15 protein-coding genes and 1 pseudogene are annotated in these 12,627 nt (G+C 67.8%); 5 read left to right on the top strand and 11 right to left on the bottom strand.

Translation table 11 applies throughout. From position 1 onward, the window contains the following. The first annotated feature begins 118 nt into the window (after nucleotides 1–118). Together AAY78_RS09245 and AAY78_RS09240 are read left to right on the top strand one after the other, a co-directional pair. The gene (locus AAY78_RS09245) at nucleotides 119–385 is read left to right on the top strand and encodes a hypothetical protein (protein WP_046748014.1); all 267 of its coding nucleotides are present in this window, start codon (nucleotides 119–121) and stop codon (nucleotides 383–385) included. Next, nucleotides 382–684 (top strand): hypothetical protein, encoded by a 303-nt coding sequence (locus AAY78_RS09240; protein ID WP_046748013.1) that lies wholly within the window; start codon nucleotides 382–384, stop codon nucleotides 682–684. Before AAY78_RS09245 ends, AAY78_RS09240 begins: the two co-directional genes overlap by 4 nt. 17 nt (nucleotides 685–701) lie before the next feature. Here AAY78_RS09240 and AAY78_RS09235 read toward each other — a convergent pair whose 3' ends face one another. Continuing rightward, nucleotides 702–1,340 carry a hypothetical protein gene (locus AAY78_RS09235; RefSeq protein WP_046748012.1) on the bottom strand — a complete coding sequence of 213 codons (639 nt, stop codon included), beginning with the start codon at nucleotides 1,338–1,340 and terminating at the stop codon, nucleotides 702–704. A gap of 145 nt (nucleotides 1,341–1,485) precedes the next feature. Here AAY78_RS09235 and AAY78_RS09230 point away from each other — a divergent pair, with 145 nt between their 5' ends. Beyond that, complete coding sequence (locus AAY78_RS09230) at nucleotides 1,486–2,454, top strand: GNAT family N-acetyltransferase (protein WP_046748011.1); 969 nt, start codon at nucleotides 1,486–1,488, stop codon at nucleotides 2,452–2,454. A 53-nt stretch (nucleotides 2,455–2,507) separates the two neighbouring features. Here AAY78_RS09230 and AAY78_RS09225 read toward each other — a convergent pair whose 3' ends face one another. Both AAY78_RS09225 and uriT read right to left on the bottom strand, forming a co-directional pair. Then, nucleotides 2,508–2,717, bottom strand: a complete 210-nt coding sequence (locus AAY78_RS09225; protein ID WP_046748010.1) for a hypothetical protein — start codon at nucleotides 2,715–2,717, stop codon at nucleotides 2,508–2,510. 171 nt (nucleotides 2,718–2,888) lie between these two features. After that, nucleotides 2,889–4,307 carry a uridine transporter UriT gene (gene uriT / locus AAY78_RS09220; protein ID WP_046748009.1) on the bottom strand — a complete coding sequence of 473 codons (1,419 nt, stop codon included), beginning with the start codon at nucleotides 4,305–4,307 and terminating at the stop codon, nucleotides 2,889–2,891. 149 nt (nucleotides 4,308–4,456) lie between these two features. On the opposite strand from uriT, the gene AAY78_RS09215 reads away from it, so the two are divergent. Next, nucleotides 4,457–5,512: a LacI family DNA-binding transcriptional regulator gene (locus AAY78_RS09215; RefSeq protein ID WP_082108637.1), complete on the top strand. Its 1,056-nt coding sequence runs from the start codon at nucleotides 4,457–4,459 to the stop codon at nucleotides 5,510–5,512. A 3-nt stretch (nucleotides 5,513–5,515) separates the two neighbouring features. Here AAY78_RS09215 and AAY78_RS09210 read toward each other — a convergent pair whose 3' ends face one another. Continuing rightward, the gene (locus AAY78_RS09210) at nucleotides 5,516–6,448 is read right to left on the bottom strand and encodes a nucleoside hydrolase (protein ID WP_046748008.1); all 933 of its coding nucleotides are present in this window, start codon (nucleotides 6,446–6,448) and stop codon (nucleotides 5,516–5,518) included. Nucleotides 6,449–6,561: 113 nt separating this feature from the next. On the opposite strand from AAY78_RS09210, the gene AAY78_RS09205 reads away from it, so the two are divergent. Beyond that, nucleotides 6,562–7,407, top strand: coding sequence for a ribokinase (locus AAY78_RS09205; RefSeq protein WP_046748007.1), 846 nt, complete (start codon nucleotides 6,562–6,564; stop codon nucleotides 7,405–7,407). Between the two features lie 20 nt (nucleotides 7,408–7,427). Here AAY78_RS09205 and AAY78_RS09200 read toward each other — a convergent pair whose 3' ends face one another. The 7 genes and pseudogenes from AAY78_RS09200 to ccsA all read right to left on the bottom strand — a co-directional run. Then, nucleotides 7,428–8,072: a hypothetical protein gene (locus tag AAY78_RS09200; RefSeq protein ID WP_156172633.1), complete on the bottom strand. Its 645-nt coding sequence runs from the start codon at nucleotides 8,070–8,072 to the stop codon at nucleotides 7,428–7,430. Nucleotides 8,073–8,389: 317 nt separating this feature from the next. After that, on the bottom strand, nucleotides 8,390–8,695 hold the full coding sequence (locus AAY78_RS09195) for an alkylmercury lyase (protein ID WP_046748005.1): 306 nt from the start codon (nucleotides 8,693–8,695) through the stop codon (nucleotides 8,390–8,392). 10 nt (nucleotides 8,696–8,705) lie between these two features. Beyond that, nucleotides 8,706–9,230, bottom strand: a complete 525-nt coding sequence (locus AAY78_RS09190) for a signal peptidase II (protein WP_046748004.1) — start codon at nucleotides 9,228–9,230, stop codon at nucleotides 8,706–8,708. Continuing rightward, entirely contained in the window at nucleotides 9,227–9,835 is a 609-nt protein-coding gene (locus tag AAY78_RS09185) for a cadmium resistance transporter (protein ID WP_046748003.1), read from the bottom strand. Before AAY78_RS09185 ends, AAY78_RS09190 begins: the two co-directional genes overlap by 4 nt. Next, nucleotides 9,835–11,748, bottom strand: a complete 1,914-nt coding sequence (locus AAY78_RS09180; protein ID WP_197077686.1) for a heavy metal translocating P-type ATPase — start codon at nucleotides 11,746–11,748, stop codon at nucleotides 9,835–9,837. The genes AAY78_RS09185 and AAY78_RS09180 overlap by 1 nt, the downstream gene beginning before the upstream one ends. Beyond that, a complete protein-coding gene (cmtR, locus tag AAY78_RS09175) occupies nucleotides 11,745–12,104 on the bottom strand; it encodes a Cd(II)/Pb(II)-sensing metalloregulatory transcriptional regulator CmtR (RefSeq protein ID WP_046748181.1) in 360 nt (119 codons plus the stop codon). The genes AAY78_RS09180 and cmtR overlap by 4 nt, the downstream gene beginning before the upstream one ends. A 151-nt stretch (nucleotides 12,105–12,255) precedes the next feature. Continuing rightward, nucleotides 12,256–12,600: pseudogene (gene ccsA, locus AAY78_RS19525) on the bottom strand (cytochrome c biogenesis protein CcsA); the annotation flags it as partial. Between the last annotated feature and the right edge of the window lie 27 nt (nucleotides 12,601–12,627).

The following is a 12,627-nucleotide window of genomic DNA, read 5'->3' as shown; positions in this document are numbered from 1 at the left end:
CAGGACGAGCATGCCGTCCATCGGGGGCGCATCGTCCCGGGATGGTTTCGGCGTGCCCGCGCACAGGACCGAGCGCGCCCGCATTCGACGGCGCCCGGCGAGACGAGAGGAAGCACTGATGAAGGAGACCCGAGACGGCTGGAAGCCGAACCCGGTGTTCAGCTCGATGCCGCATTCGATGGGCCGAGGCTCCCGCGAAGACATCGTCTGGGAGGCTCTCGACCGGGTGAACGGCAAGCCCGCCCCCACGATGGGAACGATGCAGGCCGCGATGGGGAACGAGGCGCAGATCCGCATCGTCCATGACACGATCCGCGCCTATCTCGACGCGCACGGTCTCGACGACACCAGCGAGCTCGGTGTCCGCGCCGGAGACGTCGCATGAGGGGGAGGGCCGGCGAGGCCGACCTGACGATGCGCATCCGCCCGACCGAGCTGTGCCGCACTCCACCCGAAACACTGAACGGGGACCAGTTCATCGCCCGACTCGGGTCCGTCGGTCTCGGCAGCACCTCCTATGTGGTCGGACGTCGCGACCCGCACGCCCCGGATTGGATCGTGCTCGACTACGCCACCGGCGCACACGAAAGGGTGTGGAGACACACGGGCGGCGATGCGGCAGGCGTGCTCACCTACGTACTGGTCGACGACGACTCCTCGAAGGGGTACGTCTCGGCTGCCTGACGATCGCTGTCCGAGGGTCATCCGCCGAACACGACCACCGCTCCGGGCCGAGCACGCGCGGCCCGGAGCGCCACGGCGGCCAGGGCTCCGGTGGCGAGGATGCGCGTCAGGATCAGCACGTTGGAGACCGTGATCATCGCGTTCTGGTCGGATACGCCGCCCGACATGACGGCGACCTCCATCAGCGAGCCCAGCACCACCGCGGCGAGCGCGATCGCCGGGATGAGCCTCCAGGGTGTCACCAGCGTGCTGCGCAGAACTCCGGCGACGATCGTCCCCGACAGCGCCAGTTCCACGAGGGCGTTCACGTAGATCGGCACGGCGGAGCTGAAGTCGAACGATGCCGTCAGCAACAGCGGACCGATGGGCAGCCAGCCCGCGAGAAGAAAGAAGGAGACGACCGCAGCCCTCGGCAACCGCGGGGTGTCGTCACGGCGCGCAGCTCCGATCCCGGCGGCGACGAGCGCGAGGCTGAAGGCGAGGGTGGCCGCTGTCGACATCCCGACGAGAGCTTCGACATCGAGGGACCCGGGAAGACTGCGGAAAGCTGCCAGCAGAGCTGAGACGACGAACAGCCCGCCGGATGCCAGCCACCAGGGCGACCACCGCGATGACACGCCCTCGACCGTCACCCCCGAGGTCTCAGATCCACTCATCGCTCACCACTTCATCGTCGGGGACAGGTCCTGCACCCACCCTGTCAGATGCCGCGGGGAGCCACGAGTCGAGCGATCGGCCCAACCGCGTGGCAACCTGGGTGAGGCACCGTCCGACCCCGAGCCGAGAGCGTCACGACCTTCGATGGATATCCGCATCACGCATGTCGACCCGCAGAACACCGCGCTGTTGAACCAGTGGAACGGCATCCTCAGCGGCGGATACGCGGCCGGACGCCGGAAGGTGTGGTCTCGCAGCGATGAGGCGACGCGTCGGCAGTTCCAGAACCCGCATCCGACCCGCAGGTCAGTGCTGTTGCTCGCGGAGATCGGCGGAGTGCCGGTGGGTGCCGCAGAGGCCCACGTGCACCCCGGAGATCCGGCCGACGTCGAGATCGCTGTTCTCGATCGCTTCCGTCGCCGCGGGATCGCCCGCGCCCTGCTCCGCGCTGTCCGCGACGCAGTGCGCGGCACCGCCACACTCGTGCGCACCGAGACGTACTCCGAAGCGGGGGTCTCGTTCGCGCAGTCGGAGGGGCTGCGGGTCGGTATGCGCGAGAGCCGGCAGGTGGTCGACCTGCCTCTGCCGGCGGGAACGCTCGAAAGCCTGCCCGCTGCGCACCCTGATATCGAGGTCGTCTCGTGGGTCGGCGCGTGTCCGGACGAGCTGCTCGCCGACTGGGCGCGGCTTCGCACAGACATGTCGGACGACGTGCCGATGGGCGACCTCACCCGAACTGCAGCAACTGCCGACGTCGCAGCGGTTCGCCGGAACGAGCAGCGCATGTCGGAGCAGGGCTATGCGCTCGTGCGGAGCGTCGCACGAATCGAGGGGAACGCCGTCGGCTACACGGAGATCCTGCTCTCCCGACCCGACCCGACGATCGTGCTGCAGGACGACACCTTCGTCGAGGAGCGGGTGCGAGGTCGCGGCATCGGGCGGGCCCTGAAGGTCGCCAATCTGCGACTGCTCATGACCCTCCCGGAGAGCTCGGCGTCACGATTCCTGCAGACCTACACGGCGCCGGCGAATGCGCCGATGCTCGCCCTCAACCGATCGGTCGGCTTCACCGAGGTCGACGTCCTCACGGTTCTCGAAGGTCCGCTGGGCTGACGACTCGCTCCCGCATGCCGGGTCGATTCTCCGCGTGGTTCCGGTGCCCTCGGTCAGGCGACGGTGTCGGCCTCGGCATCGGCATCGGCATCGGCATCGGCATCGGCATCGGCATCGTCATCGTCGGGGAGGGACCCTATGCTCGTGGAGGACGTCGTAGAGGGGGCGAGTGAAGCGCAGGCCGCGAGTTCGAGCGCCGAGGTGCTGAGTCCGACGGCGGCGAGCGCGAGAGCGAAGCGAGGACTGGGGGTGCGTGAGGTCACGGGATGCCTTCCCTGAGGACGGGAACTTCCATCGTCGCGCCGACGACGGCGTACGGCATCCGCCGAAGGTAGGGACGATGTCGTCCTGCAGACGGATGTTTCACGACCCACCCCTCGGAACCACCTCGGACCCCCGCCCGGATAAGGGCAGGGGTCCGAGCGCTACGCAACCTACCGGCGCACCAGTTCCGCGCTCACCGGCTTCGGGATGAACATCGAGAACACCAGCGCGCCGACGAGGACGACGGCCCCGGTGATCAGCGCCGCGACATATCCGCCCGCCGGCACCTCGCTCGAGGCGAAGGAGGTCTGCGCCGCGTAGATGACGACGAAGCTCAGCCCGGCGCCGAGATTGATGGCGCCGGTGTTCAGGCCGGGGAGTGAACCGGGGCGATCCTTCGGCGAGAGCACGACACCCAGACCGTTGAGCATGATGTTGCCGATTCCCGCGTAGGTGATCCCGACCGCGATCGAGAGGAGGAGCAGCACGAATCGCGATGAGGTCTCCACATTGGCGACCATGAGTCCGAGCACGAGCACGGTTCCGCCCAGCCCGATGCGCAGCATCGTGCGGTATCCGACCGTGGCTGCGAGCCGACCGCTGAGCGGACCCATGAGGAGCCCGGCGAGGGCGTAGGGCATCAGGATCCACAGCGACACCTCCTCCGCACTCATCGAGAGGTTCATCGCGGTGTCCTGCGCGAGTGCGGGGACCACGCCGTTCATGATCGCGAAGATCCCCGACAGGGTCAGGAGCGAGGTCGCGCTCAGTGCCCAGGTAGCCCTCTGCTTCAGCTGGGGGATCGACACGAGCGGATCCGCGATCCGTCCCTCGAGCTTCCAGAAGGCGGCGAAGGATGCAACCGCGACGATGCCGAGGACGACGACGAGCAGCAGGTCCGCGCCGGCGAGCTTGCCGAGCTCGTTGAGCGCGACGAGCATCGATCCCACCGAGACGACGAGCAGCAGCGACCCCCACCAGTCCATGCGGGGACGGTCATCGGCCATGGTCTCCGGGGCGAGCAGGCGCACGGTCAGGGCGGCGACGATCGCCACACCCGCCATGGTCCAGAAGATCGACGCGAAGCCGTGGTTCGTCGCCAGATATCCGCCGAGCAGAGCGTCACCTCCGGCGATCCCTCCGTTGACGGCGGTGACGACACCGAGGAGGGTGCCGTACGCCTTCGGATCCTTCACCGCAGCTCGCAGCATGATCAGGCAGAGCGGAACGACCGGTCCCGACACGCCCTGGATCAGCCGGCCGACGAACAGCATCGGGACGTTCGTGGCCAGCGCCGCCACGACGCAGCCCACGGCCATCACCACGAGCATGCCGACGAGAACCCGTCGACGTCCGATCAGATCACCCAGGCGGGGGAGGAACAGGGTGAACAGCGCGGCAGCTGTGAAGAACACCGTCTGGGTCGCGGCGATCTCGGTGGAGGTGGCGTCGAGTTCGCGCTCCATCGTCACCAGCGCGGGGCTCAGCATGCTGGCGTTGAGCTGGAACGCGAGGCAGGCGGCGAGGAGGGCGATCATCAGCGCCACCACGTTCGTCCGGGTGCGAACAGCTTGTGTGTGGTTGGTCATTGCTCACTTCTTCGTGTCTGGTGGGGGGCTTGTCGGTGGTTGGTCGGTGGCTGATCGGGGGCTGATCGGGGGCTGATCGGGGGCTGATCGGGGGCTGATCGGGGGCTGATCGCGTGCGTAATCCTTTACGCACGCCATATCTTTGACTGATGGTGTCGACGGCGGCACCGATGGGGGGTCGTGTCGTGGTGAAGAAGGCGTCGGTCACGTTGCACGAGGTGGCGGCAGCCGCCGGGGTGTCCATCGCGACCGTCTCGCGGGCCCTCAACGGGAAGGACCGCGTCTCCGGCCGCACCGCCGAGCACGTGGCCGAGGTCGCCGAGCGTCTCGGCTACCGCGTCAATCTCATCGGTCGCGGACTGCGGGCGGGCAGCGGTGCCACGATCGGCGTCGTGGTCCCGGTGATCAGCAACCCTTTCTACGGCGAGCTCATCCACCGCCTCGAAGACCATCTGCAGCGCCGCGGCTTCGATCTCGTCATCGCCGACTCGCACGGCGAGGTCGACCGCGAACGCGACCGTCTCCGCATGCTGGTCGAACGTCGCGTCGAGGGGATCTTCGTCGTGCCCTCCGATGCCGAGCTCTCGTACGACGCCGTCGCGGACACCGCCCGCAGAGTGCCGCTGGTGCAGCTCGACCGCCGCGTGATCGACCTGTCCGCCGACTTCGTTGGAGTGGACAACGACGCCGGCATCGATCTCGCCGTCGACCACGTCACCTCCCGCGGAGCGCGTCGGGTCGTGCTCGTCTCGGGCAACGACGTCACCTCGGTGGGCCGTGAGCGACGCGCCGCGTTCGAGGCCACGGTCCGCACCCGGTCGCTGTCCCGCGAGGACAACATCTTCGGCGAGTACCTGCTCGCCTTCGGAGAGCGGGCCGCGGAAGAGCTGCTCGCCCGCGGGCCTCTTCCCGACGCGATCATCGCCGGAGACGACCTCGTCGCGGCCGGCGCCATCGCGGCGTTGAAGCGCGCGGGCAGGAGCGTTCCCTCCGATGTGCAGGTGACGGGCTTCGACGGGACGATGCTCGCCGACGTCTGCGAACCGCGGCTGACGACCGTCGTGCAACCGTTCGACGGGCTCGCTCAGGAGGCGACCGAGGCCCTGGTGCGACGGATGGAAGACCCCGAGGCCCCGTACGTGCTCCGTCGCCTCGCGCCGAGTCTGCGCGTGGCCGAGTCGACGACGCCCGCCGTTACGCACTGATCCTCATGCCAGCGCGCCGACGGCGTCGGTGACCAGGTTCCAGAACTTCGGCACGTCGAGGGTGATCGCGACGTCGGTGTTCGGCTCCTTGCCGAGCATGTCGTGGAGATCGACGCAGGTCGCACCGGCTGTGAACTCGCCCGTGGTCTCGATGTCCACATGGCAGCGCTGCACGGAGGCGACGGCGCGGTCGATCGCGATGGCCACGGTGATGGGGTCGTGCAGAGGGCCCTCGGGCATGCCCTCCGCCTTCTCGTAGGTGCTGCAGAAGAACCGGAGCAGCTCGATCCCGAAGGCTGCGGTGTCGTTGCCGACCGCACCGATGCGCTGGATGACCTCTTCGGTGATGAGGGCCTGGTGGGAGATGTTGAGCCCGACCATCGTCAGCGGCAGTCCGGAGGCGAACACGACGGCTGCGGCTTCGGGGTCGGCCCAGGCATTGAACTCCGGGTACGCGCCCACGTTGCCGCGTCCGGTCGAGCCGCCCATCCAGATGATCTCCTTGATCTGCGACGTGACGTCGGGGCGCTGCTGCAGCAGGAGCGCGATGTTCGTCAGCGGACCGGTCGGGATCAGCGTGATCGGCTCCGACGAAGCGGCGAGCGTGTCGGCGAGGAAGTCGACGGCGTGGCGCGGATCGAGGGGCACCGTGGGTTCGGGGAGCACCGGACCGCCCAGCGCGTTCTCGCCGTGGATCCACGCCCCGGGGGTCAGTTCACGCGTGAGGGGCTTGTCGGCACCGGCGGCGACCGGCACGTCCGTGACCCCGGCGACCGTGAGGGCGATCCGCGCGTTGCGGGTCGTGTGCTCGAGGTAGCCGTTGCCGCCGACGGTCGTCACACCGCGCAGGTCGATGGCGTCGTTTCCGGCCGCGAGCCAGATCGCGAAGACGTCGTCGTGGCCCGGATCGCAGTCGAGAAGGACGGGAGTGGTCATGGTGCTCCTTTGCAGATGTTCGTGCGTAAACGTTTACACTTTCTTGCAGGAACGTCAAGTCGGGTGCACCGTCGTCGTTGCCTACCCCATCCCACGATCCGAAAGCCGCCGCCATGACCACCCTTGTCTCTGCCTCACTCGTCGTCGTCGGCAGCGCGAACGTCGACGTCACCGCGTTCGTCGATCGCCTCCCCACCGCAGGTGAGACCGTCGCCGGCGGAAGGCTGTCCCGAGACCTGGGAGGGAAGGGCGCGAATCAGGCCGTCGCCGCCGCGAAGCTCGGCGGGAGAGTCCGCATGATCGGCGCCGTCGGGGATGACGCCGACGGGGCCTGGACCCGAGACGAGATGGATCGGGCCGGGGTGGACACCACCAACCTCCGCACCGTCGATGCCCCGACCGGAACGGCACTGATCGTCGTGGATTCCGACGCCGAGAACCAGATCGCGGTGTGCCCGGGAGCGAATGATCGGGTGAGTCTCGACGGCGTGACCTTCCGAGAGGAGGCGGTGCTCATGCAACTGGAGATCGCGCTCAGCATCGTCGAAGAGGTCGCCGCAACGGCGCCCGGCTTCATCGCCGTCAACGCCGCTCCCGCCCAGCCGCTCCCCGAAGCGCTGCTGAGTCGCGTCGATCTGTTCATCGTGAACGAGACCGAGCGCGAGCTCATGCCCGAGCTCGCCGAGGCCGAACTCGTCGCGGTCACCTACGGCGCGGCCGGCGCCGCCCTGTATCGCCGTGGCGAGGAGATCGCCCGGGCTGACGGCATCCCCGCCGAGGCCGTGAACACGGTCGGCGCGGGGGATGCGTTCTGCGCGGCACTCGTGCTCGCGCTGCGCGCAGGGCACGCGCCTGCCGACGCTCTCGAAGCCGCGTGCACCGTGGGGTCTGCGGCCGTGTCGCACCTCTCATCGCAGCCGCCGTTCGAGCACCTGAGTCGGTACCTGCCGGTGCGGTGACGGGAGAAGGCTCCGACGCGCTACTCCCAGACCGTGATGGTCACGTCGACGGAGTTCGCGTCGTAGCGAAGCACCTGGATCGCTGCGTACCGATCGGATTGGAGCCGGACGCACGTCGTGGGTGCCTCCAGCTGGTGGGGGTCGAGGGACGACCCGCGCGACCACCCCGTCGCCGCGGCACACGTCGCGTAGTCCGCATTACCCGAACCCAAGACCACGGTGGAGGCGCCGTACCCCAGGATCAATCTGTCACCGCTGTAAGAAAGAGTGTCCGAGTAGACGAAGTCCGCGGCACCGAAGTTCGGGAGCGCCGAGTTCAAGTCGAGCGTGTCCCCCCGCTTGGCGAGCGTCAGAGTGGCCGTCGCACGGATGTCGTGAACGTCTTCCGGCGCGACCGTGTACGGCAACGCCGCGCGGAGCTCCCTGTTCTCATCGCGCAGTTCGGCGATCGCTTCCTGCCGGACCTCGAGTTTCGCGTTCGCGGAATCCAGTTCCTGCTCGAGTTCATCGATCTTCTGATCGCGGGCCGTGATGGTCCCATCCCGATCCACGACGGTGTTCAGCAGCGGGATCACCACCGCCGCGAAGCCGATGATCGAGGCGGCGAGCGTGATGAGCGCGGCTCGCCATCCCATCAGGGAAGTGCGGTACTCGCTGCGTTTCATGACCAGACACTAGCGGTCGATTCGCGACGCCCCACCACCGTCATCGACGACCCGAAGCATGCGGAAAGAAGAAGGCCCGGCTTCCTCGAAAGGAACCGGGCCATCTTCAACTGTGCGCGAGGGGGGACTTGAACTGATCTCGACCCCCTCGCGCCGCGAATCTCGGTATGACGTTCTGCCGCATAAAGTCAACGATCTACAGCACGTGAACTGTGGATAACTCCACCGAGCTACCCCGAGCTACAGGTTGCTTAGCACTTTCGCTAGCACTTTTTCGGGCGCACGCCGAGCTGCGCGGGCCCGGGAACTCGCGATGCTCAGCTACGCGCTTCAGAGAACACCGCATGCAGCTGTTCGAGGGTCGGTGACCCGGCAAGCCCGTTCGGTGTCCGGAAGACGCGGCAGGCGAGTCCGACGGGCGCGCTTGGTTCGGCGAACGGGTCGATGCCGTCGATGAGGATCGTCGGGGAACCGTGAAACCCGAGACGAACTGCTTCCTCCGTGGTCCCGACTCGTTGACGGATGATGCTTGCATCGGTGCGCCCGTGGAGTGCTTCGGCGATCCTGTGGTCGAGTACCTCCCAGTTCGGGCAGCCGTCGAAGTATTGCAGTGTGATCTCCATGATGGTCCTCTCAGTTCTCGGCGCTGCGGAGCATCAGGAGCGCTCCGGCGATCGCGGCGATGACGATGACGATGTCGGCGACGTTCCCGATGAACCAGTTGCCGTAGGCGAGGAAGTCCACGACGTGCCCCTGCGCGAATCCTGGTTGGCGGAAAAGCCGGTCGCCGGCGTGCGAGGCTGCGGCCCCGCCGAGCGCACCGATCACGATCGCCCATCCGGGGCGTCGGACTCGGAAGGCGAACACGATCGCGGTGACCGTGGCCGCGACGGCGATGAGAGCGAACACCCAGGTGGAGCCCTCGCCGAAGGAGAATGCCGCGCCGGGGTTGTAGGCGAGTTGCAGGCCGAGCAGGTCGCCGATCAGCGGGATGCGCTCGTGCTCCGACAGAGTGGCCTCGGCCCATGCCTTCGTCCCCTGATCGATGAAGACGACGACCACGGCGATCAGGAGTGCCCAGGCAGTGAGCCGCCAGCGCCCCCTCTGCGGCCGCTGTTCCGATGCCGACTCAACGTCTGCGTTCGTGTCCGGAGTCATGCGAGGACCTCGAAGAGACGGACGATGACGCCGGACTCGATCAGGATGAACAGGCCCAGGCCGATGAACACGACCGGGACGAGCCAGTGCTCGACGCGCTCGAGCGTCTCGGTGACCGCCTTGTGCGTGCCGATCAGGCGTCCGGCGGCACACCAGACGGCGACGAGGATCAGGAACACGACGATCATGATCACGACGTCGCCGGGAGTGCTGGTGCGGAAGATCGGCGTGTAGAGGGAGATGTTGTCCGCCCCGTTGGCGATCGTGATCCCCGCGACGCCCCACAGGCCTACTGCGCTGATCTTGTCGTCGTCGTCATCATCGTCGCCGTTGCGGCGCAGGCCGCGCACTAGGGTCCAGATGCCGATGCCGAGCGGGATGAGACCGAGGAAGCCCACCCATTCGTCCGGGACGATCGTGAGACCGAGCGCGGCGATCACGCTGATCACGACGAGGGTGATGAACCCGAGATACTGGCCAGCAATGATCTGCCACGGCCGTGGCTTCCCCCGGCTGGAGGCAAGGAACAGCACCGTGAGCACGACGATGTCGTCGATGTTGGTCGCAGCGAACAGGCCGATCGCTGAGCCGATGGTCGCGAGCATCAGCTCGCCAACCGTGGTGTGCGGGTGCGTGCGGCGCGCAGGCCGTTGAGGATCACGATGACCTCCGCGACCTCGTGGACCAGGACGACAGCCGCAAGTCCCAGCACACCGAACAGCGCCAGCGGGAGCAGTGCGGTGATGATCAGCAGCGACAGGATGATGTTCTGGTTGATGATCCGCCGGCCCCGCCGGGCGTGGTCGAACGCCCGCGGGATGAGACGCAGGTCATGGCCGGTGAAGGCCACGTCCGCGGACTCGATCGCTGCATCGGAGCCGGTCGCCCCCATCGCGATGCCGATGTCCGCGGACGCCAGGGCCGGGGCGTCGTTGATGCCGTCGCCGATCATCGCGACCGATCCCGCCTTCGACAACTCGCCGATCGCGGCCGCCTTGTCCTCGGGACGCAGCTCCGCGCGCACGTCACCGATCCCCGCCTGCGCAGCCAGCGCACGAGCAGTGCGGGCGTTGTCCCCGGTGAGCATCGTCACGCCGATACCCTGATCCGCGAGCGTGCGGACGACTTCGGGGACTTTGGGGCGCAGCTCGTCGCGGACACCGATCGCGGCGACCGCCACTCCACCGCGGTGGACGATCACGACGGTCATGCCCTGTTCCTCAAGAAGCGCGACCCGGTCGCCGAGCTCGCCGGCGTCGAGCCAGCGGGGGCTGCCGACGGTGATCGTCACGCCGTCGACGGTGCCTTCGATGCCGTGTCCGGCCTGCTCGGTCACGTCCGCGGCCGCGGGAACGCCCGGGGCGGCGGCGGTGATCGCGGAGGCGAGGGGGTGCGTGCTGTGCTGCTCCAGCGCCGCCGCCCAGGCCAGTGCCTGCGTCTCGGTCACGCCGTCCGCGGTGAGGACGGCGGTGACCGCGGGCTCGTTGCGGGTGAGGGTTCCGGTCTTGTCGACCGCGACGTGCCGGACCGTTCCGAAGCGCTCGAACACCGCGCCGGATTTGATGATCACGCCGAACTTGCTCGCCGCGCCGATCGCGGCGACGACCGTCAGCGGCACAGAGATCGCCAGCGCGCACGGAGAGGCGGCGACCAGCACCACGAGCGCGCGGGTGATCCATACCTCCGGGTCGCCCAGCAGTGACCCGATGATCGCGACGAGGGCGGCGAGGATCAGCACACCCGGGACCAGCGGCCGCGCGATCCGGTCGGCGAGACGCGCCCGCTCGCCCTTCTCGGTCTGCGCCTGCTCCACCAGCTCGACGATCGTGGTGAGCGAGTTGTCGGTGCCCGCCGCGGTCGTCTCGACCTCCAGCGCGCCGGCGCTGTTGATCGCGCCGGCCGACACCGCAGCGCCGGGCTCGACCTCAACCGGGATCGACTCTCCGGTGATCGCCGAGGTGTCCAGGCTGGAACGCCCCGCACGGACAATCCCGTCGGTCGCGATCCGCTCACCCGGACGGACCACCATGACCTGGCCGACCGTCAGCTCTTTCGCCTGAACCTGCACGGACACCCCGTCGCGCAGCACTGTCGCCGTCTCCGGCACGAGCTTCAGCAGCGCCCGCAGTCCGCCACGGGCGCGGTCCATCACCTTGTCCTCGAGGGCCTCTGCGATTGAGTACAGGAACGCCAGCGCCGCGGCCTCTTCGACGTAGCCGAGGATGACCGCGCCGATCGCGCTGATCGTCATCAGCAGCCCGATGCCGAGTTTGCCCTTGAACAGCTTGCGAATCGCGCCGGGCGTGAACGTCGACGCGCCCAGCAACAGGCCGGCCCAGAACAGCACGAGCGCCGGGATCTCGAGAACGGACCACTCGAAGACCAGACCTGTCAGGAACGCAACACCGGAGAAGACCGGCACCATGATCCCGCGGTCCCGCCACCAGGGCCGCTCCACCTCTTCGGGCTCATCCGCCGCAACGGCAGGCTCGTGCTCGCAGCCACACGCCGCACTCACGCGTCCGCCCCTGTACCGCAGCAGCCCGGCACCGTGCACGACGAGTCCACGCACGGCGCATGCTCATCGACAGCCAGCGTCACATCCACCAGCGCGACGAGTGCCGCGGCAAGGTGCGGATCCGCGATCGCATACCGCGTCTGTCGCCCCTCAGGCTCCGCGACCACGATCCCGCAGTCACGCAGGCACGTAAGATGGTTGGACACGTTCGAGCGCGTCAACTCCAGTTCGCGGGAGAGCACACCCGGATAACTCGGGGCGTCGAGCAGAGTCATTAGAATCTTGGAGCGCGTCGGATCTGCCATGGCCCGGCCGAGCCGGTTCATGACGTCGAGGCGTGAAGCAATAGTCAGCATGCACTGAACTATACAGTAAACGCTGACATACTGACAATTCGCCGATTCGAGCAGCGGCGCGCGGATTGCCGCTTGCATCGGTCCAGTAACTGGTCGTGGCCAGCACCGCGCAGCTCCGTTGTCGGCTCGATGTGGGTGTGTCGCCCGGTGTTTAGCTGATGCCGGAGTAGGCGTGCAGGCCTTTGAAGAAGAGGTTGACGATCGCGAAGGTGAACAGCACCGCGGCGAACTCGATCAGCGACAGCCCGGCGGACTTCGTGCGGCGCCAACCGAAGCCCCAGTAGCGTCCCCACGGCTCGTTCGCCCAGATCACCCCGGCGATAAGGGTGAACGTACAGAAGATGAATCCGAGTATCGCGAAGCGGTAGGCGAGGGTCTCCAGTGCCTCGGAGTTCGGGAGTATGCGGAGGCGGCCGCGGCCTAGACCGGCGGGACCCGCGCCCCGCGCCTGTTGTCGTTCCCGCCGTGCCCGCAGTGCGAGATCAACGGCTACCCCTCACTTTCCGCGATCGCCGCGTCGAGC

Source organism: Microbacterium sp. Ag1 (assembly GCF_001005635.1).
Classification (GTDB): Bacteria; Actinomycetota; Actinomycetes; order Actinomycetales; family Microbacteriaceae; genus Microbacterium; species Microbacterium oxydans.
Note: the sequence above shows the minus strand (reverse complement) of the source record. Positions and strands in the feature narration are given on the sequence as shown.

Coding starts and splice junctions, on each gene's coding strand:
- AAY78_RS09210 (WP_046748008.1), bottom strand. CDS start 6,448: ATGACCACTCCCGTCCTTCTCGACTGCGATCCGGGCCACGACGACGTC.
- AAY78_RS09190 (WP_046748004.1), bottom strand. CDS start 9,230: ATGACTCCGGACACGAACGCAGACGTTGAGTCGGCATCGGAACAGCGG.
- AAY78_RS09240 (WP_046748013.1), top strand. CDS start 382: ATGAGGGGGAGGGCCGGCGAGGCCGACCTGACGATGCGCATCCGCCCG.
- cmtR (WP_046748181.1), bottom strand. CDS start 12,104: ATGCTGACTATTGCTTCACGCCTCGACGTCATGAACCGGCTCGGCCGG.
- uriT (WP_046748009.1), bottom strand. CDS start 4,307: ATGACCAACCACACACAAGCTGTTCGCACCCGGACGAACGTGGTGGCG.
- AAY78_RS09185 (WP_046748003.1), bottom strand. CDS start 9,835: ATGCTCGCGACCATCGGCTCAGCGATCGGCCTGTTCGCTGCGACCAAC.
- AAY78_RS09245 (WP_046748014.1), top strand. CDS start 119: ATGAAGGAGACCCGAGACGGCTGGAAGCCGAACCCGGTGTTCAGCTCG.
- AAY78_RS09230 (WP_046748011.1), top strand. CDS start 1,486: ATGGATATCCGCATCACGCATGTCGACCCGCAGAACACCGCGCTGTTG.
- AAY78_RS09235 (WP_046748012.1), bottom strand. CDS start 1,340: ATGAGTGGATCTGAGACCTCGGGGGTGACGGTCGAGGGCGTGTCATCG.
- AAY78_RS09200 (WP_156172633.1), bottom strand. CDS start 8,072: ATGAAACGCAGCGAGTACCGCACTTCCCTGATGGGATGGCGAGCCGCG.
- AAY78_RS09195 (WP_046748005.1), bottom strand. CDS start 8,695: ATGGAGATCACACTGCAATACTTCGACGGCTGCCCGAACTGGGAGGTA.
- AAY78_RS09205 (WP_046748007.1), top strand. CDS start 6,562: ATGACCACCCTTGTCTCTGCCTCACTCGTCGTCGTCGGCAGCGCGAAC.
- AAY78_RS09215 (WP_082108637.1), top strand. CDS start 4,457: ATGGTGTCGACGGCGGCACCGATGGGGGGTCGTGTCGTGGTGAAGAAG.